Consider the following 25,352-nt stretch of genomic DNA (forward strand, 5'->3'; position numbering starts at 1 on the left):
ATTGCCGGGTTCCACCCGGTCGCTGTTCGCCGTGTTCCGGCCGTGCAGGCGACCGTGTGGGCGACCGTCACCCGCCGTAGCAGACATCTGCTGCCCCGGCCCGACCGCTACTCTCAGGGCCATGGCCGCCAAGATCTCCGCCCACGACGTGCTCGAGCTGGTACTGGACGCAGGCAGCTTCGTCTCCTGGGACACCACGCCCGTCGATGCGCGGCCGAATGAGAAGTACCGCGCCGACCTGCAGAAGGCCGCCGAGAAGTCGGGTGTCGACGAATCGGTGATCACGGGCGTCGGCACCGTCCGCGGGCGCCCGGTCGCGGTGATCGCGTGCGAGTTCGCGTTCCTGGCCGGTTCGATCGGCGTGGCCGCCGCCGAGCGGATCGTCTCCGCCATCGAACGCGCCACCCGTGAGGGTCTCCCCCTGCTCGCCTCGCCCACCTCGGGGGGCACGCGCATGCAGGAGGGCACCGTCGCGTTCGTGCAGATGGTGAAGATCGCGGCGGCCGTCGCCACCCACAAGGCCGCCCATCTCCCCTATCTCGTGTATCTGCGGAACCCGACCACCGGCGGTGTCTTCGCGTCCTGGGGTTCCCTCGGGCACATCACCGTGGCCGAGCCCGGCGCACTCGTGGGGTTCCTCGGACCCCGCGTCTACGAGGCGCTGTACGGCGAGAAGTTCCCCGAGGGCGTGCAGACGTCCGAAAACCTGTACCGCAACGGCGTCATCGACGGCGTCGTCCCCGCCACGCGCCTGCGCCGGCTCGTCCATCGGGCGTTGCGGGTGCTGATCGATCCGCCGACGTCGACCGCCGTCACCGAACCGGCGCCGCCGGCCGTCGACATCCCCGACGTGCCCGCGTGGCAGTCGGTGATGCTGTCGCGGCGCGCCGACCGGCCCGGGATCCGGCACCTGCTGCGGCACGCGGCCACCGAGCAGGTGCCCCTCAGCGGCACCGGCCAGGGTGAAACCGAGGGGACGGTGCTGCTGTCGCTGGCCCGTTTCCGCGGCGCGCCGTGCGTGCTGCTGGGCCAGGACCGCGCCGGACAGTCGGCTCTGAACACAATGGGGCCTGCCGCCCTCCGCGAGGCGCGCCGCGGCATGCGGTTGGCCGAGGAGTTGCAGATCCCCCTGGTCCTGGTGATCGACACCCTCGGTGCCGCGCTGTCGCAGGAGGCGGAGGAACGCGGACTGGCCCCCGAGATCGCCCGATGCATCTCCGACCTCGTGACGTTGAAGACGCCGACCGTGTCCGTTCTGCTCGGTCAGGGCACGGGCGGCGGGGCGCTGGCCTTCCTCCCCGCCGACCGCGTGCTCGCCGCGCAGAACGGGTGGCTGGCCCCGCTCCCCCCCGAAGGCGCCAGCGCGATCGTCCACCGCGACACCTCGCACGCCCCCGAGATGGCGGCCGCGCAGGGCATCCGTTCGCTCGACCTGCTGCGCGACGGCGTCATCGACGCCATCATCCCCGAGCATCCGGACGCCGCCGACGAAGCCGTCGATTTCTCCAAGCGGGTCGGCGAGGCCATCTCCCGGGAACTCCGTGCCCTGACCGGGGTTCCCGAGGGCGAACGCTTCGCCGCCCGGCTCGCCCGCTACCGGAACCTCGGCCTGGATTAGGGTGTGTCTCCCAGTCTCTCTCGGATGCGCCTGGCGAAGCAATCGTCGTCCGGCAAGGCGGAGGAGAAGCCGATACCGCTGTTGTATCGGCGCCGACGACAACGAAGCAGGGCGGCGATTGGGCGCCGGGAGCGCCGAATGGGGATTGGGAGACATACCCTATGACAGTTTGATCGTCGGGTTGTACATGTCCATCCACAGCGCGAGGTCGAGCGTGCGCTCGAGTCCGCGACGCGACACCTGACTGATCTGCGGGGTGTCGACGGACACCGCCCGGGACAACCAGTCCGCACTGACCAGGCCGAACACCGGGTGCGAGGGGTCGCTGAGCAGGTCCTTACCGTGCTGCTGCAACGCCACCGCGTACTTCGGGTCCTGGGTGGACGGGTACGGCGACTTGACCCGGTCGATCACCGACTGCGGCAGCACATCCCTGGTCGCCGCCCGCAGCAACGATTTCTCCTTGCCGTCGAACGTCTTCAGCGACCACGGCGTGTTGTAGACGTACTCGACCAGCCGGTGATCACAGAACGGCACCCGGACCTCCAGTCCGACGGCCATGCTCGCGCGGTCCTTGCGGTCGAGCAGGACCCGGACGAAACGCGTCAGATGCAGGTAGCAGATCTTGCGCATCCGCCATTCGAAGTCGGATTCGCCGTCCAGCCGATCGATCCCGGCCACGGCTGCGTCGTACGAGTCCTGCACGTAGTCGTCCATGTTCAGCCCCGCCGTCACCTCCGGGGTGAAGATGTTGCTCTCGTCGCCGAAGTGCTCGGCGAACTGCACGAGCCACGGGAAGGTGTTCGCCTGCTGCGCCTTCGGGTCGAAGAACTGCTTGTACCCGCCGAACACCTCGTCGGCCGACTCACCGGACAGCGCCACCGTGGAGTGCTGCCGGATCGCCTTGAACAGCAGATACAGCGACGCGTCCATGTCGCCGAGGCCCATGGGAATGTCTCGTGCCCGGATGACCTTCGCGCGCACGGCGGGGTCGGCCAGTGCGTCGGAGTCGAGGACGATGTCCTGGTGCGCGGTCCCGGATCGCCGGGCCACGTCGTGCACGTACGGAGTGTCCGGGGTGCCCCGCAGTTCGTCCGCGACGAAATGTTCGGTCTGACCGACGAAGTCGACGGCGAACGTGCGAACCGTCTCGCCCACCTCGGCAAGCTGCTCGGCGGCGATGCCGGTCATCGCGGACGAGTCGAGTCCACCGGACAGCAGGGTGCAGCGCGGCACGTCGGCGACCAGTTGCCTGCGCACGATGTCGTCGAGGAGTTCGCGGACGTGCGCGACGGAGGTGTCCCGGTCGTCCGTGTGCGGGCGGGTCTGCAGGGTCCAATACCGGTGCGTCCGCAGTCCGGTGCGGGAAACGGTGACCACCGTGCCCGGTTCCACCTCACGCATGCCCTCCCACACCGCATGGCCCGGTGTCTTCACGAACGCGAACAACTCCCGGATCCCGTCCATCGTGACGGTCGACTCGGCGATCGGATTGGCAAGGATCGCTTTCGGTTCCGAACCGAACAGGACGCCGTCTCGGGTCTCGTAGCAGTAGAACGGCTTGATACCCATCCGGTCGCGGATCATCACGAGTGCGTCGGTCCGCGAATCCCAGATGGCGAACGCGTACATGCCGTTGAGCCGCTCCGCGACGGCCTCTCCCCATTCCAGGTATCCGTGGAGCACCACCTCGGTGCCGGAGTCCGTGGCGAACCGGTGACCGCGCCCATACAGCTCTTCGCGCAGTTCACCGAAGTTGTACACCTCACCGGAGTAGACCATCGCAACGGTCCCGCCGGGAGTGTCCACGCTCATCGGCTGATGCCCACCCGGCAGATCGATGATCGCGAGCCTTCGATGCCCGAGCGCGGCGTGTTCGACGACCCACGTACCGCGATCGTCCGGCCCCCGGCAGTTCATCGTCTCGGCCATGGCATCCACGGTGGACTGCTCGACGCGTAGATCGCGTTCGAACGAGATCCATCCGGCGATTCCGCACATGTGTTCCTCCGGCTGTCGCTGGCGCTCTTCCTTCAGCGCATGGTCAGTTGCGAGGCGGCGAACCGAGTCCGAACCGTAGCAATCACATGGACAGTTCTTTACTCTTGCTAACCACCTATATTCCACGGTAACCCTTTTCGGCGCGCAGGCGGTGGGCCCGGAAACACCGCCCGTCAGAACGGCGCGGGTTCGTCGGGTGCGCCGGTGCCGGACGACCGGTTGGGCGTCGCACGCCTGTGCCGTACCGCATCCAGGTGCGCCTGCCGTCGGCGGCGCTCCGCCCGGATCCGGGCAGCCCTGTTCTGCGCACGGGTGCGGCGGCGGGCCGCGACGGCCGCATGGTCACTTCCGGCAGCGTGGTCACTTCCGGCGGCATGGTCACTTCCGGCAGCCTGGTCACTTCCGGCAGCATGGTCACTTCCGACGCCCACAAGCCCCGACGACCGCGGTCGGTACCGGTGACCGGTGGGCGCCACCAACTCGATTCCACCATCGGCGGTCACGGCCCAATGTCCGGAATGTTTGAGCCGGTGATGATTTCGACAGTAGGCGGTCATGTTCCCGGCCACCGTCGGACCTCCGGTCGCGGGATCGGAGTGGTCGAACGGCCGATGATGATCGAGGTCCGTGTTCCAGGCCGCCACATCGCAGTGCAACCATTCACACCCGCCGGCCAGCACCCGCATCCAGGTGTCGAGCACGGCGCCTGGGCGGTACGTGGTCGGGACGACAGAGCTCGGTGCCCGCACCGGTTCGACTTCCGCGTCGGCTGCGATCTCGCGTGCGTGCGCTGCGTCGACGATTCCGTAGCCGTCGAGGTAGGCCGGTTCGTCGCCGCCCGCGAGTGTGGCGTCGAGCATGATCAGGTGCACGAGAGGTTTGCGCGCCGTCGTCGCTAGGCGGGAATCCTGGCCGCAGTCGACCCGCCCACATTCGCAGTGCACGAACCCGGCCCCGTCGATGAGCGCGGACAATCCGTCGGCTCGTCTCTGTTCGTACGTTCGAAGGTCTCTCGGGCACACGGTGTTTGCCAGTTCACGCAATCGCGCGTCGAATGCGCGACCCTGCACCACAGGGATGGAGCCCAGGATTCGGCACATGCCGTCCTCTGCCGCGCCGACTCCGACGAACCGGTCTGCCTGCGCCTTCTCCCGCTTGGCCCGCACCCCTGCCGGGTCGAGCCTTGCGATGATGCGGTTGGCGGCATTCGTCAGCCTGCGACCGGTCAACCCGGTTCCACCGGAGCGCGGTGGGGCCAGAACCTGTTCGAGGAGTTGATGTTCGACCTCGCCGATCCGGTCATCGCTGACGTTTGCCGTCGCGTCCTCGATCAGGCGCACCCGGTACAGGTCGAGATCACCGCGCGACATCGCCTCGCGTGTGGCGTGCAACCGGGTACGTAGCGACATGCCCAGGCCGATCAGCCGACCCGCCGCCGCTCGGCCCATGGTGAGCGCGGCACCGATCTCGGCCTCGACCACTTCGTGCGCGGTCGACGTCCACGCCCCGTCGGACTCGACCTCGGTAGTGCGGCGCACGAAGAGCTCGGCGATCACCGCCAGCTTCCGTTCGGCCACCACCGCTTCGCTGCGATGCAGGTCGGTCATCAACTCGACCAGACCCACATCGGATTCCCCGTCGGCGAGACAGCAGACCGTCTCCCGAACTCCCCGATCGAATACCCCCGTATCGAACATGTGTTCTAGTCTATCGAAACGTGCCGAACCGCACAAGACTCAGATATCGACCTCATCCCGGCAGCTTCAGCCGGGACGCAACTCCCACGCACCCCAAACGCACTGGCATGACGGAGGGACGGCGTTGGCACCGAACTTGGCAAACGACCGCCTAGTTCGAACGACACGACCTCACACCGCCGGCCAAGTCCAAGGCAGCGCCATGGCCAGTCTTGACATCCTGAATAGCTTTGCGTTCCACGATGCTATTTCGTCGTGGCCGACTCTGAATTCGACGGCACCGCACCGAGCAGGCGTCAATATCGCGAGATCGCACTGGTAGCGCCTTCGACATCCGTGGGGTGGTTCACGGATCACTCGCACTCCGAGTGAAATATGTTCCGCTACAGACTAATTCGCTGTGGCCGACGGACGCGAAGCAGTCTGGATGACGCTTCGGCCTACCCACTCCCCGCGACGATGGCGGGCACGGTGGCGGCGACGATGATTGCGGCGTTGACCGCCTCGACCGATTTGCGCACGGCCTTTCCTGCCCAGTCCCCTTCGGCGATCTCCTTCGCCCGTTTCTTCACGGCGCGACGATCGGCGTCCGGGAACAGATTCGGGGCCGCGTCGACCGCGGACAGGAGCGAGACGAGCGCGGCGGTGCGCGGCGTGGGGGTGACCCCGTCGAGGACTGCGGCGCCCAGTTCCGACCGCAGCGCGCGTTCGTGGCTGCCGTCGACCTCCGGCCACCGCGTGGTCGGGAAGATGCCCAGCACCTTGCCCTTCTCCTCCCGAACCCATCCCGCGGCCACTATTCGTTTCGCGAGTTCGTCACGGAGGTTCTTGGCGAGCTTCTCGATGGCTGCTTCCGGTTTCATCGGCTTGGACGCACCGATGCGATCGATGGCCCGCACGAGCAGCGGATCCTGCGGACGTGCTCCGTCCCGGACGACGAGACGCCCCTTCTTCACGTCCTCGCCGGGCTCGGCCGGGGTGACGACGTCACCCAGCGCCAGCTCCAGAAGAACGGCGCCTGCCAGGACGCGCGGCATCCGGGTCCCGTCGACGACGGGCTTCCCCGAAGCGTCGTCCAGCAGCAGTAACAGCAGGTCCTCGGCGAGCAGCGTCATGCTTCCACGATAGGGCGGGCGTCGCGGCGAAGTGGGGTGTCCCGTTCGGCCGCCCCGGGGAATGTTTGCCGGTTACCGTGAAGGGGAAATGTTCTGAGCACCACCGGACGGTTGTCGGGCACCGCAGTCAAGCACGAGGAGCGGCTATGAGCGCGATCGGACACTGTCGGGCACTCCTGGCGGTCGCCGTCGTTGCGTCGTCGGCCATGTTCGGTCAGGTGGCAGCGGCGTCGGCGGACGAGTGGCGAGCCCTTCCCGCCGACAAGCCGGCGTCGGCAGACGGATCCGTCCTCGACCACATCGAGGAGATCGACGACCGTCAGCTGAACATGTACGTCTACTCGGCGGCGATGGACAAAGCGATTCTCCTCGAGGTGATTCGCCCCGCCGACACGAGCGTGCCCCGGCCGACCCTGTACCTGCTCAACGGCGCCGGTGGTGGCGAGGATTCGGCAACCTGGCAGGCGAGGACCGACGTGGTCGACTTCTTCGCCGACAAGAACGTCAACGTCGTCACTCCTGTCGGCGGCGCGTACAGCTACTACACCGACTGGCAGAAGCCCGATCCCGTCCTCGGCGTGAACAAATGGACCACGTTCCTCACCGAGGAACTTCCCCCGATCGTCGACGCCACACTCGGAACGAACGGTGAAAATGCCATCGCGGGCCTGTCGATGTCGGGTACGTCCGTCCTGAGCCTGGCGGAGGCCGCACCCTCTCTGTATCGCGCGGTCGGCGCGTTCAGCGGGTGCGCCGAGACGAGCACCAAACCAGGCCGGGACTACGTCACCTTCGTCGTCAGCTTCCGAGGCGGAGACGTCGAGAACATGTGGGGACCGCCCGACGACCCCGATTGGGTGGCCAACGACCCCGTCGTCAACGCCGAGAAGCTGCGCGGCATCGACTTGTACATCAGCAATGCCACCGGCCTGCCCGGCGTCCACGAGAACCTCAACGGCCCGGACATCAACGGCGATGTGGGCGTGCTGGCCAACCAGGTGATCATCGGCGGCATCATCGAAGCCGGAACCAACGAGTGCACCCATCGGCTGGCCGACCGGCTGAACTCCCTGGGAATCCCGGCCACGTTCGACTTCCGGCCCACCGGCACCCACTCGTGGGGCTACTGGCAGGACGACCTGCACAACTCCTGGCCGATGATCGCCGGTTCCCTCGGCCTCTGACCGATTCACGGCGCGACTCCGCTGGGCGACGAAAAACCACCGCCCGGCGCAGGCGTCCGCCCCGGCCGTCCGGACGGTGTCCCGAACACCCGACGTCGAATAGGGTGTTTCGGGTCACACGACGACGAGAGGACGTGCATCGATGAGCTCCCCGGGGACTCCGCCTTCGAGCGACAACCATGGTCAGAGCTACGCCGAGGTGTACCGCCGGAGCACCGACAGTCCCGAGGACTTCTGGCTCGCCGCCGCCGAGGCCGTGGAATGGGAGACGCCGCCGGCGCGGGCGCTCGACGATTCCGCCGCCCCGATGTACCGGTGGTTTCCGGATGCCTCGCTGAACACCTGCTTCAACGCTCTCGACCGGCACGTGCGGGACGGCAACGGGGATCGGGCGGCGTTGATCTACGACTCGGCGATGGCCCCCGATGCGTCCCGCACCTACATCTACGCAGAACTTCTCGACGAGGTGTCCCGGTTCGCCGGCGTCCTGAAGGACCAGGGTGTGGTGGCCGGTGACCGGGTGATCGTCTACATGCCGATGATCCCCGAAGCGGCGATCGCGATGCTGGCCTGCGCCCGCATCGGTGCCGTGCACTCGGTGGTGTTCGGCGGCTTCGCCGCGAAGGAACTCGCGACCCGCATCGACGACGCCGGACCGGTGGTCCTGGTGACGGCATCGGGTGGCCTCGAGCCGGGGCGCACCGTCGACTACCTGCCGATGGTGGCGAAGGCGCTCGAGCTGTCCGGCACCCCTCCGCACACGGTGATCGTCAAGGACCGGGCGCAGATCCCGGGTTCGGCCGCCGACTACCAGGGCGGCGGGGCGGCGTGGTTCGACTGGGACACCCTGATGGCGGATGCGTCACCCGCGGAGCCGGTTCCGGTGGCCGCGACGGACCCGCTGTACATCCTCTACACGTCCGGCACCACCGGGAAGCCGAAGGGCGTGATCCGCGACAACGGTGGGCACGCCGTCGCGCTCACGTGGTCGATGCGCAACATCTACGACATCGGCCCGGGCGACGTGTGGTGGACCGCGTCCGACGTGGGCTGGGTGGTCGGGCACTCGTACATCGTCTACGGGCCGCTGCTGGCCGGTGCCACGTCCGTGCTCTACGAGGGCAAGCCGGTCGGGACGCCGGATGCGGGCGCGTTCTGGCGGGTGATCTCCGATCACGGTGTGTCGGCACTGTTCACCGCACCGACCGCGATCCGCGCCGTGCGCAAGGCCGATCCGGACGCGAAGGAGATCGAGAAGTACGACATCTCCTCCCTGAAGACGCTGTTCGCAGCGGGCGAGCGCCTCGACCCCGACACGTACGCGTGGGCCACCCGCGTCCTGGACCGTCCCGTCGTCGACCACTGGTGGCAGACCGAGACCGGCTGGGCGATCTGCGCCAACCTGCGCGGGCTCGAACCCATGCCGCTGAAGGCGGGCTCACCCACCGTCCCGGTGCCCGGATACCGGGTCGAGGTGGTCGACGCTGAGGGGAACGCGGTTCCGGCGGGGGCCGAGGGCAACATCGTGATCGGGCTGCCGCTGCCTCCGGGCACCCTCGCCGGGTTGTGGCGCGACCCGGAGCGGTACGTGCGGTCGTACCTCGCCACATTCGACGGCTACTACCTGACCGGCGACTCCGGTTACATCGACGAGGACGGGTACGTGTACGTCCTCGGCCGCAGTGACGACGTCATCAACGTTGCCGGACATCGGCTTTCGACGGGCAGCATGGAGGCGGTGGTCGCGGGACACCCCGCGGTGGCCGAGTGCGCGGTGGTCGGCATCCGCGACGAACTCAAGGGCCAGCGGCCCAGCGGCTACGTCGTGCTCAAGGCCGGGGTCGAGATCGACCCGGACACACTCCGCAACGAACTGGTCGCGATGGTGCGCGAGCAGATCGGCGCCGTCGCCACGTTCCGCGACGTGACGGTCGTGCAGGCGCTGCCCAAGACCCGCTCGGGCAAGATCCTGCGCAAGACGATGCGGCAGATCGCCGACCACGAGGAGTACACGGTGCCCTCCACCATCGAGGACATCGCCGTCCTCGACGCGCTGAAGAAGCAGTTGGGCGGCTGACCTCTCACACCCGGACGGCCGCGTCGAGTGCCTGATCCACCAGCACCTCGACGCGGTCCGCTGCGAGTGGGTCGAGGTCGAACAGGATGCGGTAGATGATCGGCGCCACGACATGGTCGATCACGTGCTCGACCACGCCCTGCACCGGCGAGCCGACCGGTTCGCCGCGCCCGAGGATCGCCTCGATCTGAGTGCGGCAGAACGTCGCGCACTTGAACTGATTGGTGCCGTCCTCGGACCTGACGGTGTCGCCGCTCATCACGACGTCGCGCAACGACGCCCGCCCCACCGGCGAGGACATCTCCTCGAGGTAGTCCTGCGCCCAGGCGACGAGGTCGCCCCGTACACTGCCGGTTTCACGCGGGGTCGCGTCGGGACGCAGTCGCTCGAGCGCGACGTCCGCGAACACTTCGGTGATGTCACCCCAGCGCCGGTAGATGGTCGACGGGGTGACACCGGCGTCGGCGGCGATCATCGGGACGGTGATGTCCGCTCGGTCGCGCTCGTCGAGAAGTTTGCGCGTGGACGCGTGCACCGCCTGCTGGATGCGGGCGCTGCGACCGCCGGGGCGTGGACCTGGAGCCGGACTCATACCCCCATGCTAACGCAAAGACGTTGCATTAAGAACGGTGACGGCGTAGCGTCCGTTAACGCAAAACTTTTGCATTAACGTTCTCCGGGAGTACGCCATGACGACGCTTGACGCGCCCGAAGCACCACCGACGTCTCGACCCGCACTGCGCCGCGGAGCCGCCTTCACGCTCGTCGCGGTCGTGATCGCCACCCTGCTCGGCGCGTCCGCCGCACCGACACCGCTGTACGAGGTGTACCAGGCGAACTGGGGCTTCTCGTCGCTGCAGTCGACGCTGGTCTTCGGCATCTACGCCGTGAGCCTGCTGCTGGCGCTGCTCACCGTCGGGTCGCTCTCGGACTACGTCGGCCGCCGACCCGTGCTGATCACGGCACTCGTGGTCGAAGCGGCCTCGATGATCATGTTCGCGACGGCCGAAGGCATCGGCCTCCTGCTGTTCGCCCGGGTGGTGCAGGGTTTCGCGACCGGCGCCGCGATCAGCGCGCTCGGTTCCACCCTCCTCGACCTCGAACGCACGCCCGGACGCGGCGCCACCGTCAACAGCATCGCGCCCACTGTCGGCCTCGCGCTGGGCGCCATCGGATCGAGCCTGATCAGCGAGCACCTTCCCCGGCCCACCAGCACCGTGTTCCTGGTGTTCTGCGCACTGTTCCTCGTCGAGATCCTCGGCATCTGGGCCGCACCCGAAACGGCGGTCCGGCAGAAGGGGGCTCTGGCATCGATGCGGCCGGCGCTCGCGGTCCCGTCCACCGCCCTTGGCATGCTCGTCCTCACGGGTCCCTGCCTGGTGGCCGTGTGGGCGCTGGGCGGCTTCTACCTGTCACTCGGACCTTCGCTCGCCCGCAACGCGCTCGACGTCCACACGTCGCTGGTCGGCGCGATCATGGTCGCGACGCTCACCGGGACCGGCGCACTCGCGGTGTTCCTGCTGCGGAACGTGGCGGCACGGCGCATCCTGTACGTCGGAGCCTCCGCCCTCGTCGCCGGGGTCGCCATCACCCTGATCGGCGCCGAAACATCCTCCGCGCTGTGGATTCTCGCGGGAACCGCGGTCGCGGGCATCGGGTTCGGCGCCGGCTTCCAGGGCACCATCCGCACCGTCATGCCGCTCGCCGAACCGCATGAGCGCGCGGGACTGCTCTCGAGCATCTACGTGATCGCCTACCTCGCCAACAGCGTTCCGGCACTGATCGCCGGATACCTCGTCGGGAAGGTCGGGCTCGTCGACACCACCCGCATCTACGGCGGACTCGTCATCGTCCTCGCCGCGGCAGCCTTCCTCGGGCTTCTCGTGCGCAAAGCGCCTGTGAGTACTTATTAACCGCCCGCGGTTAACAAGTACTCACAGGGCCTTGATCTCACCGTAGCGGGCGAGGGCCTCCTGCCGTTCGTGGGCGTGGTCGACGATCGGCGGCGGATAGTCATCGGGGCGGCCGTCTTTCAGAGCGTGAACGGCCTTCCCGAAGATGCCGCGCAGTTCGGGCACCCACCGGCGCACGTACTCGCCGTCGGGGTCGAACTTCTCGCCCTGCGTCGTCGGGTTGAACACCCGGAAGTACGGCGACGCGTCCGTCCCCGATCCCGCGGTCCACTGCCAGCCGTGCTGGTTGTTCGCCAGATCCCCGTCGACGAGCTGGTTCATGAAGTAGCGGGCACCCCGCCACCACGGCAGGTGCAGATCCTTGACGAAGAACGACGCGACGATCATCCGCACCCGATTGTGCATCCACGCTTCGGCTTTCAGCTGGCGCATCCCGGCGTCGACGATCGGGAACCCCGTCCGGCCCTCGCACCACGCCGTGTACGCCTCCTCTGCGTCGGGCCCGCTGTCGTAGCGGATGTGGTCGAAGCGGCGGTCGTAGTTCTCGCGGGCACTGTCCGGACGCTGGAAGAGGATGTCGGCGTAGAAGTCCCGCCACGCGAGCTGCCGCCGGTACTGTTCGGCGCTCTTGCTGCGGCGGCGCGCGAGGTCGCGGAGCATCGTCCGCGGATGAATGTTGCCGTATTTCAGGTACACCGACATCCGGCTGGTCGCGTCGAGACCGGGACGATCCCGCGCATCCTCGTAGCCGGCGAGGTCGTCCTCGCAGAACTCCGCCCACCGCTGCAGCGCCGCCGCCTCGCCCGCGGGGCACCCGTCGGATTCGGGTTCGGGGATCGTCACCCGCCGCGTCTTCACGTCACCCGGGTCCATCCACTCCACCGTCGCGGGCCCGGTGTCGATCGGCGCGCGCCACCCGTGTTCGAGCCACTGCCGGAAATACGGGGTGAACACGCGGTACGGCTCCCCGTCCGCCTTGGTCACCCGGCCGGGCGCCACGGCGTACGGCGAACCGGTGGCCACCAGATCGACGTGCTCGGCGACGGCGGCATCACGCTCGCGACCGTAGGGCCCGTAGTCCGCACTCACGTGCACTTCTTCGGCCGACACCTTCTCCGCGACCCTCGGAACCACGTCGACGGGATCGCCCTTCACCACCAGCAACCGGCCGTCGAGTTGGTCGTCCAGTGCGGCGAGACTGCGGAACAGGAAGTCCCGGCGAGCACCGCCCGATGCTGTCAGCAGCCGATCGTCGAGGACGAACAGCCCGAGCGCACGCGCCCCCGACTCGGCCACCGTGTGAAGCGTCGGCAGATCACCGAGCCGAAGGTCGCGCCGGAACCAGACGAGTGCGGTGTCCATACCTGTCACGGTAGCGAAGCGCGGGACGATCAGTTGGTGGAGCGAGCAGACGACAGCACCGACAGGTACGGCGCGTCGATGTCGTAGTGCTCGAACGCCGACAGCGCAGCGCGGGCGAACGTCCGCTGCACCGCCCACTGCCTGCCGGGCTTGGTCCGCGCGGTGATCCGCAGTGTGACCGATTCCGCGGTCACCGAGTTGACGCCCAGCAGTTCCGGGGGTTCGAGTACGTCGGCCGCGATCGTGTCGCCCTTGGCCGCCTCGGTGACGGCCTCCAGCGCCACCTCGCACGCCCGCTGCACGTTGGCGGCGTGCGCGATCGGCAGATCGACCACCGCGACCGCGTAACCCTGGCTCATGTTGCCGACGCGCACGATCTCACCGTTGCGGCAGTACCAGAGAGTGCCGTTGACGTCGCGGATCGTGGTGACCCGCAGACCCACCGTCTCGACAGTTCCCACGGCCTCGCCGAGGTCCACGACGTCCCCGACACCGTACTGGTCCTCGAGCAGCATGAAGATGCCCGACAGGAAGTCCCGGACGAGGTTCTGCGCACCGAAACCGAGTGCGACACCGATCACACCGGCGGACGCGATGAACGGCGCGACGTTGACGCCGAGGACGGCGAGGACCTGGAGCACCACCCAGATGAGCACCACGATCGACACGGTCGATTTGAGCACCGACCCGATCGTCCGGGCGCGTTGCGCGCGGCGCTCGTTGACCATCGCCTCCTTGACGCCGCGCGGGGCCCGTTCCCGCAGGGGACGGAGCATGGCCGGTTTGTCCGAAGGCTCCCGGGGCCGCGTCATCCGGTCGATCATCCGGTGCAACGCGAAACGCAGCACGAGCGCCAGGACGACGTAGGTCGCGATCTCGGCCGGCCGGTGAATCAGCCAGTCACGGTTGGTTTCGGTCAGTTCGAATGCCTGCAGCGAAGAAAACATCTCCAACGAGTGTACGGACGAGACACGCTCCCACAACTGCCATCCGCACGCTCGCGGGTCGCGCCCACGGCACAATGCAGGAGTGACCGTCACCGACTCAGCCAGTGTCCTCGTGGTCGACGACGACGAGGACGTGCGGACTTCCCTCGAACGCGGCCTGCGGCTGTCCGGATTCACCGTCCTCACCGCCGTCGACGGCGCCGACGCGCTCCGGGTGGTCAGCGAACAACGCCCGGACGCGATGGTGCTCGACATGAACATGCCGGTCATCGACGGCACCGGTGTCGTCACCGCGCTCCGCGCGATGAACAACGACATCCCGATCTGCGTGCTCAGCGCCCGCGACACCGTCGACGACCGCATCTCCGGACTGGAGTCGGGCGCCGACGACTACCTGGTCAAGCCGTTCGTCCTCGCCGAACTGATCGCTCGGATCCGGGCGATGCTGAGGAGGCACGGAACGACGGCCGCCGCGCCTGCCGGCTCGCCCGCGACCCCACCGATCCGCGTCGGCGCCCTGGAGATCCGGACGTCCGCGCGCAGGGTGTTCATGGCGGGCGAGGAGATCACGCTGACCAAACGGGAATTCGAACTCCTCGAGGTTCTCGCCCGCAACGTCGGCATCGTGCTGAGCCGTGAGCGGCTCCTCGAACTGGTGTGGGGGTACGACTTCGTCGCCGACACCAACGTGGTGGACGTCTTCGTCGGCTACCTGCGTCGCAAGTTCGAAGTCGGTGGTCAGCCGCGCATCCTGCACACGGTCCGCGGAGTCGGGTTCGTGCTCCGGGAACCGTCGTGAAACGGTCGTTCTCCCTCCGGACCCGCGTGGCCGCCGCGACCGCACTGGGGGCGACGATCATCGTCGTGGCGCTCGGCATCCTGGTGTCGCTGGCGATCAACCGGAACAACCTGTCGCAACTCGACCGGCGGCTGGAGACGGCGTCGGATGTCTTGGTTCCCAACGCTGCCACCGCGGGACTGTTCCTGGGGGCACTGGGCGACAAGGGTGCGTTCGCCATCACCATCCGTTCGGCCGACGGCAACACCGTGCTGGTCAGCACCCCCACCCAACTGCCCGAACTCGACCCGGGCCAGCAGACCGTCGAGGTGGGTGACACGAAGTACCGGGCGTACACCGCGACCGTGCCGCTCCTCGGCACCCGGATCTCCCTCGCCGTGCCGTACGCCGAAGCCCAGGACGTGACGTCGGAGCAGCAACGGCAGGTGGCGCTCGTCGGAGTGCTCGCCATCGCCGCGGCCAGCGGTCTCGGCTGGTTGTTCGGCGGTCGTGCCGTGCGCCCGCTGGTCGACTTGACCGGCCGCATCGTGCGCCGCGAACCGAAGCTGACGCCCACGACCTCCGGTGTCCGGGAGGCGGACGAACTGGCCTCCGCCGCGGAGTCGATGTTGCGCGACGTCGCGGAGGCGCAGGACGCGACCACCGCCGCGCTCGCCACCGCACGCGACTTCGCCGCCGTCTCGGCACACGAACTCCGGACCCCGCTCACCGCGATGCGCACCGACCTCGAGGTCCTCACCACTCTCGACCTGACGCCGGACCAGCAGCACGAGATCCTCCGCGACCTCGCCCGCTCACAGGGCCGGGTGGAATCGACGCTGTCCGACCTCGAGCGCCTCGCCCGCGGCGAGCTGTCGACCGACAAGGACTTCGTGGACTGCGACCTCGTCGACATCAGCGACCTCGCCGCCGAGGAGGCGATGCGTCACAATCCGGGCCTGCAGGTGACCGTCGACGCGACCCCGGTGACGGTCCGGGGCATGCCCGGTGGGCTGCGTCTCACCTTGGACAACGCCATCAAGAACGCGGTCCGCCACGGCGGTGCCACCGCGGTGACGATCACGCTGAGAGCGGCCGACGGCATCACCACCGTCGTCGTCGACGACAACGGCTCGGGGGTGCCCGAGGCCGAACGGGCCGCGGTGTTCGAACGGTTCCACCGCGGTTCCAACGCGACGAAGAGCGGGTCGGGCCTCGGCCTCGCGCTCGTCGCGCAGCAGGCGGCACTGCACAACGGCAGCGCACGTTTCGAGGTCAGCCCGCTCGGTGGCGCACGCCTCGTCGTCGAACTCCACACCGACACCACACACCAGCCACCGAGAGCGGAACCACGGACAGCAGAAAGCCCCGCGTCACCCTGAGGTGATGCGGGGCTCTGGGTACTGCGGAGACTATTCCTTCACGTCGAGCAGGTCGATCATGAAGACCAGCGTCTTGCCGGACAGCTGATGTCCGGCGCCGGCGGGACCGTAGGCGAGCTCCGGCGGGATCGTGAGCTGACGACGTCCGCCCACCTTCATGCCGGGGATGCCGTCCTGCCAGCCCTTGATGAGGCCGCGCAGCGGGAACTGGATGGACTCGCCGCGGCTCCAGGAGGAGTCGAACTCCTCGCCGGACTCGAATTCGACGCCGACGTAGTGCACCTCGACGGTGCCCCCGGGGACGGCCTCTGCGCCGTCTCCGACCACCACGTCCTTGATGACCAGGTCGGTCGGGGCGGGTCCGTCTTGGAACTCGATCTCGGGCTTGGTCATATGTCCTCCTCGGTGAGGGCTCTATCGTTCGGCACAGGTATCCGCGATCAGCGACCTGTGACGTCCTTGTAGTCACGCTCGGTGTAACCGGTGTAGATCTGGCGCGGACGGCCGATCTTCGTAGCGGGATCTTCGTGCATCTCGCGCCAGTGTGCAATCCACCCGGGCAAGCGGCCCATGGCGAACAGAACGGTGAACATGCGCGTGGGGAAGCCCATCGCGCGGTAGATCAGACCCGTGTAGAAGTCGACGTTCGGGTACAGCTTGCGCTCGACGAAGTAGTCGTCGGTCAGCGCCGCCTCTTCGAGGGCCATAGCGATGTCGAGCAGTTCGTCGTCGCCGCCGAGCTTCTCGAGGATGGTGTGCGCGGTCTGCTTGACGATCGCCGCGCGCGGGTCGTAGTTGCGGTAGACGCGGTGCCCGAAGCCCATGAGCTTCACGCCGTCTTCCTTGTTCTTGACCTTGCGGACGAACTCGTCCGCATTACTACCGCTGGCCTTGATCTCGTCGAGCATCTCCAGCACCGCCTGGTTGGCGCCGCCGTGCAGCGGGCCCCAGAGTGCGTTGATGCCACCGGAGATGGAGGTGAAGAGGTTGGCGTCGGACGAACCGACGAGCCGCACCGTCGACGTCGAGCAGTTCTGCTCGTGGTCGGCGTGCAGGATCAGCAGCATGTCGAGAGCCTTGGCGATCTCGGGATCGATCTCGTAGGGCTCCGCGGGGAAGCCGAACGTCATCCGGAGGAAGTTCTCGACCAGGTTCAGGGAGTTGTCCGGGTACAGGAACGGCTGCCCGACGGACTTCTTGTACGCGTAGGCCGCGATGGTCGGCAGCTTCGCGAGAAGGCGGATGGTCGACAACTCGACCTGTTCCGGGTCGGCCGGGTCCAGGGAGTCCTGGTAGTACGCGGACAGCGCGTTGACGGCGCTGGACAGGACCGGCATCGGGTGTGCGTTCCGCGGGAATCCGTCGAAGAACCTCTTGAGGTCCTCGTGCAGCAGCGTGTGGCGCCGGATCCGGTCGGTGAACGACTCGAGCTGCGCCGTGGTGGGCAGCTCACCGTAGATCAGCAGATAGCTGACCTCGATGAAGGTCGACTTCCCGGCCAGCTGCTCGATCGGGTACCCGCGGTAGCGGAGAATCCCGTGCTCACCGTCGATGTAGGTGATCGCGGAGCTGGTGGAGGCGGTATTGACGAAACCCGGGTCCAGGGTGGTGTACCCGGTGCTGGCGAGCAGCTTGCCCAGTTCGATACCGTCATTGCCCTCGGTTGCCCTGGCAATGGACATCGTGTGCTCACCACCAGGGTAGGTAAGCGTGGGCTTTGTGTCATTGTCAGGCACGAAGCATCCCTCTCAAGCTCAAACCAATGAGTAACAACTTCATTCAGGTAGAAACTAGCCCCACTCTGGCCTGCGTGCCGAAGGCGGGTCCGCTCAGAGCCCGTGATCCGGGTCCGCCGCGGGACGCGCGGCGACCACGGAGAAGGGTCGCCGAACGGGATCCGCGAGTGTCCGATTTGCCCGCACGGCGCGGAAGCGGAATCGGTGAGGGCCAGCGACCCGAGACTGGACTGGCCGTGTTACCTGCACAGATGCCGAGCACGGCGGAGAACGCACGCCGTGACGCCCGACGCGGTGAGGGAAGAACAGAGGGTGATACAGAGCGCCGCAGCCGCGACAGAAGAACCCCCGCCCGACGTATCGGCCCGACCGCGACCGGTGTTACACCGTCTCACCAAGTGGGCACCCGATGCTCGAAAGTTGAACCGCTACGACCCCAGCGCGGACATGCCCCACACACCGGTCCACTGCTGCCCCGGAGTGAGCACCAACTGATCGATCCCGGAGTTGAACGCATCCGGCGGGCACGTCATCGGTTCGAGCGCCAGCGCCCGCCCGCGGCCCGGATACGACTTGCCGGCGTCGGGATCCGCGACGAACGCCTGCAGCCAGCCGAACTCACGGGCCGCCCACAGGACGGTTCCGGTGCCGTCCGGCGCGCGCAATTCGTGTCGCGACCTGCCGTCCGCGTCGACGTCCAGTGCACTGAACGGGGTGTCGAGAGCGACGCCTGCCAACGTGCGGGGGCTGGTGAAGTCGTATTCGGTGCCGGCAACGGGCTGCGAACCCCCACTCGGCAGCATGCGCTCGTCGAGGGGCAGCCGGGTGCCCGCGGACAGGTGCAGCGTGCACTCGTCGAGCGGGACGTCGCCGGCGCGAACGTACGAGTGGAAGCCCATCCCGAACGGTGCCGGGATGGCTCCCGTGTTGGTGGCCGTGTGCGTCACGGTCAGGCCGTCGTCGTCGAGGACGTAGGCGACGGTGAGCCGCAGCGGGTACGGCCACCCCTTGTGGAGGCCGACGTCGATCGACAACTCGATGCGGTCGTCGGTGTGATTCGCGACACGCCAGTCCCGGCGGCGGACGAATCCGTGACTGGCATTGCCGAACGTGGGTTCCGTGATCTCGAGCTGATGGTCGATGCCGTCGAAGACGAACTGGCCGTCGCGGATCCGGTTGGGCCACGGAGCGAGGATCAACCCGGCCGACAACGGTGGCCGGGTTCCGAGGTCCCACGTCTCGGTGAGCGCCATCGGCCCCTCCGGACCATCCCATTCGAGTAGCCGGAGACCGGCGCCGGTGGCCGCGATACCGGCCCGGTAGCCGCCTCCCCGGATCTCGAATCCGGCCGTGGCAGGCCTGTCCGTTTTCGAAGACTGCGGTTCACCCATGCACTTCAGTGTGCCCGAGATGGGCACGAAATATGTGATGGCGCACAGGAACCTAGCGGGTGACCTTGTACCGCACCAGTGCCGGGAAGGCGAGCGCGGCGATCACCACACCGACGACGACGAGGATGCCGCCGCCCGCGGCAGCCACGCTCGTCCCGACCGCCGCCGCGGCCGCGCCGTGCACGACGTCACCGATCCGCGGACCCCCGGCCACGACGACGATGAAGACACCCTGAAGTCGTCCGCGCATCTCGTCCGTGGCGACCTGCTGGAGCATGGTGCTGCGGAACGCGGCGGAGACCATGTCGACGGCGCCACCGAATGCGAGGAACGCGAGAGCGATCCACAACAGGACCGGGCTGCCGCCGGGCGACGCGACCCCCACCACCACGCCGAAGCCCACCATCGCGAGACCCCACAGCACGATGCACACGATCACGGCGAGGCCCTGCCGCCGGACCCGCGGCAGCCAACCGGAGAACACCCCGCCTGCCACCGCGCCGAAGGACATCGCCGCGAACAGCAGGCCGAGCGCCACACCGCCCGATGCCGGGTCGCCGAACGTGTCGTGCGCGATCTGCGGGAACAACGCCCGCGGCATGCCGAACACCATGGCGATGATGTCGACGACGAACGACGCGAGCAGCACCTTCTGGGTCGCGAGGTAGGCGAATCCGTCGAACACCTCGCGCAGCCCCGCCCGGCGCGACTCCCCGGTCGGCGGGATGGCAGGCAGCCGGAGCACTGCCCACAGCGTGGCCAGCAGTGCGATCGAATCGACGAGATACAGCGTCGACAGCCCGACCGTCGGAATCATCACACCGGCGAGCAGCGGTCCGGCGATGGCGCCGAACTGCATGACCGTCATGTTGAGCGAGTTGGCGGCGGCCAGCTGTTCCGCCGGGATGAGCCGCGGGATGATCGCGCTGCGGGTGGGCTGGTTGACCGCGAAGAACGCCTGTTGCAACCCCAGCAGTCCGAGTACCAGCCACACGTTGTCCAGGCCCAGCGCTGCCTGCACCCAGAACAGCACGGACGTGGCACCGAGTCCGACGGTGGTGATCGTCAGCAGTTTCCGCCGGTCCATGACGTCGGCCAGCGCGCCGCCCCACAACCCGAACACGATCAGCGGTACCAGCGCGAACACGCCGGTCAGACCCACGTACGCCGAGCTGCGGGTGATCTCGTAGACCTGCTGCGGCACGGCGACGACACTGAGCTGCCCGCCGATCACCGTCACGATCCCGGCCGCCCACAGGCGGCGGTAGTCCCGGTTCTGCAGCGGCGCCGTGTCGGCGAGTAGCCGTCGCGTCTTCTTCTCGGTGACGGTCTCGGTCATTCTTCCCTTAGCTCGTTTCCCGTGCTCACTATTCCCCGGCTGTCACGGCTGCAGTCGCTCCACCGTCCACGAGCCGTCGACCAGCGACGTCCGGATGCGGTTGTGCATCCGGTTGGCGCGGCCCTGCCAGAACTCCACGACCGCGGGGCGGATCAGGATTCCGCCCCAGTCCGGCCGGACCGGGATGTCGACGTCGACGGGGAAGCGCTCCGCCGCGTGCAGCAGCGCGGCGTCCAGCTCGGCTCGCGAACCGATCGGCTTCGACTGTTCGGACGCCCACGCCCCCAGCCGGGATCCGCGGGGCCTGCTGTGCCAGTACTCGTCCGTGACCTCGGCGCTCACGCGCTCGACGGGACCGCGGACGGTGATCTGCCGGGCGACGGGCACCCAGGTGAACGTGACCGACGCGTAGGGCACCGCCTCCAGCTGGCGGCCCTTGTCCGAGTCGTAGTTGGTGAAGAACAGCACACCGTCGGCACTCAGTCCCTTGCAGAGGACGGTGCGGGTGCACGGATGTCCGTGCTCGTCGACGGTTCCGAGGGTCATCGCGTTGGGTTCGGGAACCCCGGCCTCCACGGCGTCCTCGAGCCACAGCCGCATCAGGGGAAGCCAGCCGTCGCTCAGCTGGTCGGCGTCCAGATCGGAGTCGACGTACCGTCCGTCAGCGCCCTGGTGTGCGTAACCGACGCGCATCGCCGCGAGGTCCTTGTTCACCGGTTTCGGCTGTTCTGCATCTGGAGACACAGCCGAGAACGCTACTCCCGGGTATGCACTGATCAACTCTCCGGTGACACCGGCTAAAGTTTTGGGGACCGAACCCGTCCCCTCGGATTGCAGCCGCGATCGTGCGATGCCCGGGGAAGGGAAGTCGATTGCGCGGACGAAGGTGCCTGCCCATCCCGCATGCACGCCGAGCGCAATTGTCGAACGCCGAGACAGTGCCGCTCTGACCGGGGGCACTCGAACGAGGAGAGTCCACGAGCTATGTCAGCTAGCGCGGCAATACCGGACGATTTCGTCAGCGGACTGGAAGGTGTGGTCGCGTTCACCAGCGACATCGCCGAACCCGACAAGGACGGCGGCGCCCTGCGCTACCGCGGCGTCGACATCGAAGAACTCGTCTCCAAGCACGTCACGTTCGGCAACGTGTGGGCCCTGCTCGTCGACGGCCGCTTCGGCCCCGGACTGCCCCCGGCCGAACCGTTCCCCCTGCCCGTGCACACCGGCGACGTCCGCGTCGACGTCCAGGCCGGCCTGGCCATGCTCGCCCCCATCTGGGGATACCAGCCCCTCCTCGACATCGACGACGACACCGCCCGCGAACAACTCGCCCGCGCCTCCGTCATGGCCCTGTCCTACGTCGCCCAATCCGCCCGCGGCATCTACCAGCCCGCCGTCCCGCAGAGACGGATCGACGAAGCGAAAACCGTCACCGAACGGTTCATGGTCCGCTGGAAGGGCGACCCCGACCCCGCCCACGTCGCCGCCATCGACGCCTACTGGGTCTCCGCCGCCGAGCACGGCATGAACGCCTCCACCTTCACCGCCCGCGTCATCGCCTCCACCGGCGCCGACGTCGCCGCCTCCCTCTCCGGGGCCATCGGCGCCATGTCCGGCCCGCTGCACGGCGGCGCCCCCGCCCGCGTCCTGCCGATGATCGAGGACACCGAAAAGTCCGGCGACGCCCGCACCCTGGTCAAGGGCATCCTCGACCGCAAGGAAAAGCTGATGGGCTTCGGGCACCGCGTCTACCGCGCCGAAGACCCCCGCGCCCGGGTGCTGCGCGCCACCGCCCAACGCCTGAACGCCCCCCGCTACGAGGCGGCCGCCGCCCTCGAACAGGCCGCCCTCGCCGAACTGCGCGAACGCCGCCCCGACCGGGCCATCGAAACCAACGTCGAATTCTGGGCCGCGGTCATCCTCGACTTCGCCGAGGTACCCGCACACATGATGCCCGCGATGTTCACCTGCGGCCGCACCGCCGGCTGGTGCGCCCACATCCTCGAACAGAAACGCCTCGGCAAACTCGTCCGCCCCGCCGCCATCTACACCGGACCCGCACCCCGCACCCCCGAGTCCGTCGAGGGCTGGGACCAGATCGCCCACACCAGCTGACCGTCTCCCCCGCCAGAACCAGTAAGGAACAGAAAGTAGCGATGACCTCCACACCGATCATCCCCGCAGACCTCCTGCCCGCCGACGGTCGTTTCGGCTGCGGACCCTCCAAGGTTCGGCCCGAACAGCTGCAGTCGCTGGTCGAGGTGGGCTCCTCGGTGTTCGGCACCAGCCACCGCCAGAAGCCTGTCAAGGACGTTGTCGCCAGCGTGCGGTCCGGCCTCGCCGATCTGTTCTCCCTGCCCGAGGGCTACGAGGTGGTGCTCGGCAACGGTGGCACCACCGCGTTCTGGGACGCGGCCGCGTTCGGCCTGATCCGGGAGAAGTCGCTGCACCTCACGAACGGTGAGTTCAGCTCCAAGTTCGCGTCGGTCGCCAAGAACAACCCGTTCATCGGCGACCCGATCGTCGTCTCCGCCGACCCGGGCAGTGCGCCCGAGCCGGTCTCGGATCCCTCGGTCGACCTCATCGGCTGGGCGCACAACGAGACGTCCACCGGTGTCGCGATCCCCGTCTCGCGTCCCGCGGGCTCGGAGAATGCGCTCATCGCCATCGACGCCACGTCCGGCGCCGGCGGTCTGCCGGTGAACGTCGCCGACGCCGACGTGTACTACTTCGCCCCGCAGAAGTGCTTCGCCGCCGACGGTGGACTGTGGATCGCGCTGATGAGCCCGAAGGCGCTCGAGCGCGTCGCGGAGATCAAGGATTCGGGTCGCTGGACCCCCGACTTCCTGTCGCTGCCCATCGCAGTCGACAACAGCTCCAAGGACCAGACGTACAACACCCCGGCGCTGGCCACCCTGCTGCTGCTCGCCAACCAGATCGACTGGCTGAACGGCAAGGGTGGCCTCGACTGGGCCACCTCGCGTACCGCCGATTCGTCCTCGCGGCTGTACCAGTGGGCCGAGGCCAGCGAATACGCCACCCCGTTCGTCACCGATCCCGCTCACCGCTCGCAGGTGGTCGGCACCATCGACTTCGACGACAAGATCGACGCCGCCCAGGTGGCGAAGATCCTGCGCGCCAACGGCGTCGTCGACACGGAGCCGTACCGCAAGCTGGGCCGCAACCAGCTGCGTGTCGGCATGTTCCCGGCGATCGATCCCGAGGACGTCTCGCAGCTCACGAAGAGCATCGACTGGGTCGTCTCGCAGCTCGGCTGAGTCCCGGCGCACACGTCCGTCAGCCCCCGGCACCTCGGTGCCGGGGGCTGACGGCGTTTCGAGGGTCAGTCCGTGTCGAGGAAACGGTGGAACGGCGCGAGCGCCTCGTCGCCGAGATGCGGTCCGCTGACCTCGATCTCGACGCTCGCGGACTCGAGCACGTCGGAGCAGCCCAGAGTGAACCGTGGACCGTCCGGGAGAATCCGGGAGAAGTCCGCGGACGACGCCGCGTAGACCACCCGCGTGATGCCGGCCCACACCATCGCCGCACTGCACATCGGGCACGGCTCACCACTGGCGTACATGGTGGCGCCGACGAGGTCGCCGGTTCGTCCCTCACCGCAGGCGGTGGTGATCGCGTCGAGTTCCGCGTGCTCGGTGACGTCGGCGGACGTCGCGACGGAGTTGGCGCCCTCGCTGATCACGTGACCGTCGGCCCCGACCGCCACCGCACCGAACGGTCTGTTGCCCGCGTCGCCCGTCTCGTCGGCGAGTTCGATGGCTCGCCGCAGGTGCGCAAGGTCCACGTCGCCGACATCGCTCTGGCTCATCGACTCAGATCCACTTCTGTTCCGACGCCCCGTTCCCGGGCTCTGTCGATCAGTATGCGCGCCGCGGCGAGGTCCTGGAGGCCGATCCCGACGGAGTTGTACAGCGTGATGTCCCGATCGGATGTGCGGGCGACGGTGCGGCCCGCGATCACGTCGCCCAACTCCACGGCGACGTCGTCGTGGGTGATCGCGCCCTCGGCGAGCGCCAGCAGCGTCTCCCCCGATTTGGTCATCGTGGTGGCCACCGAATCGACGACCACGCGGGCGCGTCGCATTCCGTCGCCGTCGATCTCCCGGTGGTCCGCGCGCGGGGGCGCGCCCACGGCGTTGACGTGCAAGCCTTCGCCGAACCAGGCGCCCCGCACGATCGGGTTCCTCGACGGCGTGAGTGTGCAGAGGACGTCGGAAGACCGGGTGACTGCCTCCGGCGAGTCCATCGGCTTGACCGAGATTCCGAGATCCTCTGTCCGGCTGCGGAATTCCTCGATCGTGGCATCCGAGCGCGACCACACCAGCACCGTGTCGACATCCGACACCCGGGTGATCGCCCGGGCGTGTTCGACGGCGAGGGTCCCGGCGCCCACCAATCCCAGCACCCGGCTGCCTCGGCGGGCGAGATGCTTCGTGGCCACGGCGCTGGCGGCGGCGGTGCGCACGGCGGTGATCAGCCGGCCGTCGAGCAGGGCCTCGCACTCGCCGGTGTCCGCGGACGTCACGAGCACGGCCGAACGTTGCACGGGCAGACCGCGGGCGGCGTTGCCGGGTAGATCGACGAGCATCTTCACCGCGGCCGCGCCGGCGGACTGCGCCGCCGCGACCATCGGGATGAACGCCGCGGACTGCAGGGTCATTGCGGGTGGGGCGGGTGCGGACGCCGTCCCGGCGGTCAGGGCGGCGTGCGCCCGTTCCACCGCGGCGAACACCTCGGCGCGGTCGATGAGGCCGGCCACGTCGGAGTGGGAAAGAATCAGTGTCACAAGAGT

At 68.1% G+C, this 25,352-nt stretch carries 21 protein-coding genes; 8 read left to right on the forward strand and 13 right to left on the reverse strand.

Translation table 11 applies throughout. The features are described from left to right. Nucleotides 1-121 precede the first annotated feature (121 nt). Complete coding sequence (locus tag DTA22_RS23950) at nucleotides 122-1,618, forward strand: acetyl-coenzyme A carboxylase carboxyl transferase subunits beta/alpha (RefSeq protein ID WP_112301129.1); 1,497 nt, start codon at nucleotides 122-124, stop codon at nucleotides 1,616-1,618. Nucleotides 1,619-1,777: 159 nt separating this feature from the next. Here the strand turns inward: DTA22_RS23950 and asnB are convergent, their stop codons facing one another. The 3 genes from asnB to DTA22_RS23965 form a co-directional block, all read right to left on the reverse strand. Next, nucleotides 1,778-3,619 carry an asparagine synthase (glutamine-hydrolyzing) gene (gene asnB / locus DTA22_RS23955; RefSeq protein WP_112301130.1) on the reverse strand — a complete coding sequence of 614 codons (1,842 nt, stop codon included), beginning with the start codon at nucleotides 3,617-3,619 and terminating at the stop codon, nucleotides 1,778-1,780. 173 nt (nucleotides 3,620-3,792) lie between these two features. After that, nucleotides 3,793-5,316: an HNH endonuclease signature motif containing protein gene (locus DTA22_RS23960; protein ID WP_112301131.1), complete on the reverse strand. Its 1,524-nt coding sequence runs from the start codon at nucleotides 5,314-5,316 to the stop codon at nucleotides 3,793-3,795. A gap of 440 nt (nucleotides 5,317-5,756) precedes the next feature. Continuing rightward, nucleotides 5,757-6,431, reverse strand: coding sequence for a GOLPH3/VPS74 family protein (locus DTA22_RS23965; protein WP_112301132.1), 675 nt, complete (start codon nucleotides 6,429-6,431; stop codon nucleotides 5,757-5,759). A gap of 146 nt (nucleotides 6,432-6,577) precedes the next feature. Between DTA22_RS23965 and DTA22_RS23970 the strand changes: the two genes are divergently transcribed. After that, nucleotides 6,578-7,615, forward strand: coding sequence for an alpha/beta hydrolase (locus DTA22_RS23970; RefSeq protein ID WP_112301133.1), 1,038 nt, complete (start codon nucleotides 6,578-6,580; stop codon nucleotides 7,613-7,615). 142 nt (nucleotides 7,616-7,757) lie between these two features. Further along, nucleotides 7,758-9,692, forward strand: coding sequence for a propionyl-CoA synthetase (locus DTA22_RS23975; protein ID WP_112301134.1), 1,935 nt, complete (start codon nucleotides 7,758-7,760; stop codon nucleotides 9,690-9,692). Between the two features lie 4 nt (nucleotides 9,693-9,696). On the opposite strand, the gene DTA22_RS23980 is transcribed toward DTA22_RS23975, so the two are convergent. Further along, nucleotides 9,697-10,284 (reverse strand): TetR/AcrR family transcriptional regulator, encoded by a 588-nt coding sequence (locus DTA22_RS23980; protein ID WP_112301135.1) that lies wholly within the window; start codon nucleotides 10,282-10,284, stop codon nucleotides 9,697-9,699. 97 nt (nucleotides 10,285-10,381) lie between these two features. On the opposite strand from DTA22_RS23980, the gene DTA22_RS23985 reads away from it, so the two are divergent. Continuing rightward, nucleotides 10,382-11,605 carry an MFS transporter gene (locus DTA22_RS23985; RefSeq protein WP_112301136.1) on the forward strand — a complete coding sequence of 408 codons (1,224 nt, stop codon included), beginning with the start codon at nucleotides 10,382-10,384 and terminating at the stop codon, nucleotides 11,603-11,605. 21 nt (nucleotides 11,606-11,626) lie between these two features. Here the strand turns inward: DTA22_RS23985 and DTA22_RS23990 are convergent, their stop codons facing one another. Together DTA22_RS23990 and DTA22_RS23995 are read right to left on the reverse strand one after the other, a co-directional pair. Beyond that, complete coding sequence (locus tag DTA22_RS23990; RefSeq protein WP_112301137.1) at nucleotides 11,627-12,967, reverse strand: cryptochrome/photolyase family protein; 1,341 nt, start codon at nucleotides 12,965-12,967, stop codon at nucleotides 11,627-11,629. A 29-nt stretch (nucleotides 12,968-12,996) separates the two neighbouring features. Then, nucleotides 12,997-13,914 (reverse strand): mechanosensitive ion channel family protein, encoded by a 918-nt coding sequence (locus tag DTA22_RS23995; RefSeq protein WP_037234496.1) that lies wholly within the window; start codon nucleotides 13,912-13,914, stop codon nucleotides 12,997-12,999. Nucleotides 13,915-13,996: 82 nt separating this feature from the next. Between DTA22_RS23995 and DTA22_RS24000 the strand changes: the two genes are divergently transcribed. Both DTA22_RS24000 and DTA22_RS24005 read left to right on the forward strand, forming a co-directional pair. Next, entirely contained in the window at nucleotides 13,997-14,713 is a 717-nt protein-coding gene (locus tag DTA22_RS24000; protein ID WP_037234498.1) for a response regulator transcription factor, read from the forward strand. Then, on the forward strand, nucleotides 14,710-16,074 hold the full coding sequence (locus tag DTA22_RS24005; protein WP_112301138.1) for a sensor histidine kinase: 1,365 nt from the start codon (nucleotides 14,710-14,712) through the stop codon (nucleotides 16,072-16,074). The genes DTA22_RS24000 and DTA22_RS24005 overlap by 4 nt, the downstream gene beginning before the upstream one ends. A gap of 30 nt (nucleotides 16,075-16,104) precedes the next feature. Here DTA22_RS24005 and DTA22_RS24010 read toward each other — a convergent pair whose 3' ends face one another. The 5 genes from DTA22_RS24010 to pdxH form a co-directional block, all read right to left on the reverse strand. After that, nucleotides 16,105-16,467, reverse strand: a complete 363-nt coding sequence (locus DTA22_RS24010) for an FKBP-type peptidyl-prolyl cis-trans isomerase (protein ID WP_005244090.1) — start codon at nucleotides 16,465-16,467, stop codon at nucleotides 16,105-16,107. Nucleotides 16,468-16,514: 47 nt separating this feature from the next. Then, the gene (locus DTA22_RS24015; RefSeq protein WP_037234502.1) at nucleotides 16,515-17,810 is read right to left on the reverse strand and encodes a citrate synthase; all 1,296 of its coding nucleotides are present in this window, start codon (nucleotides 17,808-17,810) and stop codon (nucleotides 16,515-16,517) included. 428 nt (nucleotides 17,811-18,238) lie between these two features. Further along, nucleotides 18,239-19,201, reverse strand: a complete 963-nt coding sequence (locus tag DTA22_RS24020) for an aldose 1-epimerase family protein (protein ID WP_112301139.1) — start codon at nucleotides 19,199-19,201, stop codon at nucleotides 18,239-18,241. A gap of 52 nt (nucleotides 19,202-19,253) precedes the next feature. Continuing rightward, nucleotides 19,254-20,540, reverse strand: a complete 1,287-nt coding sequence (locus tag DTA22_RS24025) for an MFS transporter (protein ID WP_112301140.1) — start codon at nucleotides 20,538-20,540, stop codon at nucleotides 19,254-19,256. A gap of 42 nt (nucleotides 20,541-20,582) precedes the next feature. Beyond that, nucleotides 20,583-21,254: a pyridoxamine 5'-phosphate oxidase gene (gene pdxH, locus DTA22_RS24030; protein WP_037234511.1), complete on the reverse strand. Its 672-nt coding sequence runs from the start codon at nucleotides 21,252-21,254 to the stop codon at nucleotides 20,583-20,585. Nucleotides 21,255-21,524: 270 nt separating this feature from the next. Here pdxH and DTA22_RS24035 point away from each other — a divergent pair, with 270 nt between their 5' ends. Together DTA22_RS24035 and serC are read left to right on the forward strand one after the other, a co-directional pair. After that, the gene (locus DTA22_RS24035; RefSeq protein WP_037234514.1) at nucleotides 21,525-22,655 is read left to right on the forward strand and encodes a citrate synthase 2; all 1,131 of its coding nucleotides are present in this window, start codon (nucleotides 21,525-21,527) and stop codon (nucleotides 22,653-22,655) included. A gap of 41 nt (nucleotides 22,656-22,696) precedes the next feature. Further along, complete coding sequence (gene serC / locus DTA22_RS24040) at nucleotides 22,697-23,818, forward strand: phosphoserine transaminase (RefSeq protein ID WP_009478036.1); 1,122 nt, start codon at nucleotides 22,697-22,699, stop codon at nucleotides 23,816-23,818. 65 nt (nucleotides 23,819-23,883) lie between these two features. Here the strand turns inward: serC and DTA22_RS24045 are convergent, their stop codons facing one another. Together DTA22_RS24045 and DTA22_RS24050 are read right to left on the reverse strand one after the other, a co-directional pair. Further along, nucleotides 23,884-24,369, reverse strand: coding sequence for a nucleoside deaminase (locus DTA22_RS24045; RefSeq protein WP_005244099.1), 486 nt, complete (start codon nucleotides 24,367-24,369; stop codon nucleotides 23,884-23,886). Then, nucleotides 24,366-25,346, reverse strand: a complete 981-nt coding sequence (locus DTA22_RS24050) for an ornithine cyclodeaminase family protein (protein ID WP_112301141.1) — start codon at nucleotides 25,344-25,346, stop codon at nucleotides 24,366-24,368. The genes DTA22_RS24045 and DTA22_RS24050 overlap by 4 nt, the downstream gene beginning before the upstream one ends. Between the last annotated feature and the right edge of the window lie 6 nt (nucleotides 25,347-25,352).

This window comes from Rhodococcus wratislaviensis (assembly GCF_900455735.1).
GTDB lineage: Bacteria > Actinomycetota > Actinomycetes > Mycobacteriales > Mycobacteriaceae > Rhodococcus_F > Rhodococcus_F wratislaviensis.

Excerpts from the sequence above, each read along its gene's own strand:
- DTA22_RS23950 (WP_112301129.1), top strand. The coding sequence starts at position 122 with ATGGCCGCCAAGATCTCCGCCCACGACGTGCTCGAGCTGGTACTGGAC.
- asnB (WP_112301130.1), bottom strand. The coding sequence starts at position 3,619 with ATGTGCGGAATCGCCGGATGGATCTCGTTCGAACGCGATCTACGCGTC.
- DTA22_RS23960 (WP_112301131.1), bottom strand. The coding sequence starts at position 5,316 with ATGTTCGATACGGGGGTATTCGATCGGGGAGTTCGGGAGACGGTCTGC.
- DTA22_RS23965 (WP_112301132.1), bottom strand. The coding sequence starts at position 6,431 with ATGACGCTGCTCGCCGAGGACCTGCTGTTACTGCTGCTGGACGACGCT.
- DTA22_RS23970 (WP_112301133.1), top strand. The coding sequence starts at position 6,578 with ATGAGCGCGATCGGACACTGTCGGGCACTCCTGGCGGTCGCCGTCGTT.
- DTA22_RS23975 (WP_112301134.1), top strand. The coding sequence starts at position 7,758 with ATGAGCTCCCCGGGGACTCCGCCTTCGAGCGACAACCATGGTCAGAGC.
- DTA22_RS23980 (WP_112301135.1), bottom strand. The coding sequence starts at position 10,284 with ATGAGTCCGGCTCCAGGTCCACGCCCCGGCGGTCGCAGCGCCCGCATC.
- DTA22_RS23985 (WP_112301136.1), top strand. The coding sequence starts at position 10,382 with ATGACGACGCTTGACGCGCCCGAAGCACCACCGACGTCTCGACCCGCA.
- DTA22_RS23990 (WP_112301137.1), bottom strand. The coding sequence starts at position 12,967 with ATGGACACCGCACTCGTCTGGTTCCGGCGCGACCTTCGGCTCGGTGAT.
- DTA22_RS23995 (WP_037234496.1), bottom strand. The coding sequence starts at position 13,914 with ATGTTTTCTTCGCTGCAGGCATTCGAACTGACCGAAACCAACCGTGAC.
- DTA22_RS24010 (WP_005244090.1), bottom strand. The coding sequence starts at position 16,467 with ATGACCAAGCCCGAGATCGAGTTCCAAGACGGACCCGCCCCGACCGAC.
- DTA22_RS24020 (WP_112301139.1), bottom strand. The coding sequence starts at position 19,201 with ATGGGTGAACCGCAGTCTTCGAAAACGGACAGGCCTGCCACGGCCGGA.
- DTA22_RS24025 (WP_112301140.1), bottom strand. The coding sequence starts at position 20,540 with ATGACCGAGACCGTCACCGAGAAGAAGACGCGACGGCTACTCGCCGAC.
- DTA22_RS24035 (WP_037234514.1), top strand. The coding sequence starts at position 21,525 with ATGTCAGCTAGCGCGGCAATACCGGACGATTTCGTCAGCGGACTGGAA.
- serC (WP_009478036.1), top strand. The coding sequence starts at position 22,697 with ATGACCTCCACACCGATCATCCCCGCAGACCTCCTGCCCGCCGACGGT.
- DTA22_RS24045 (WP_005244099.1), bottom strand. The coding sequence starts at position 24,369 with ATGAGCCAGAGCGATGTCGGCGACGTGGACCTTGCGCACCTGCGGCGA.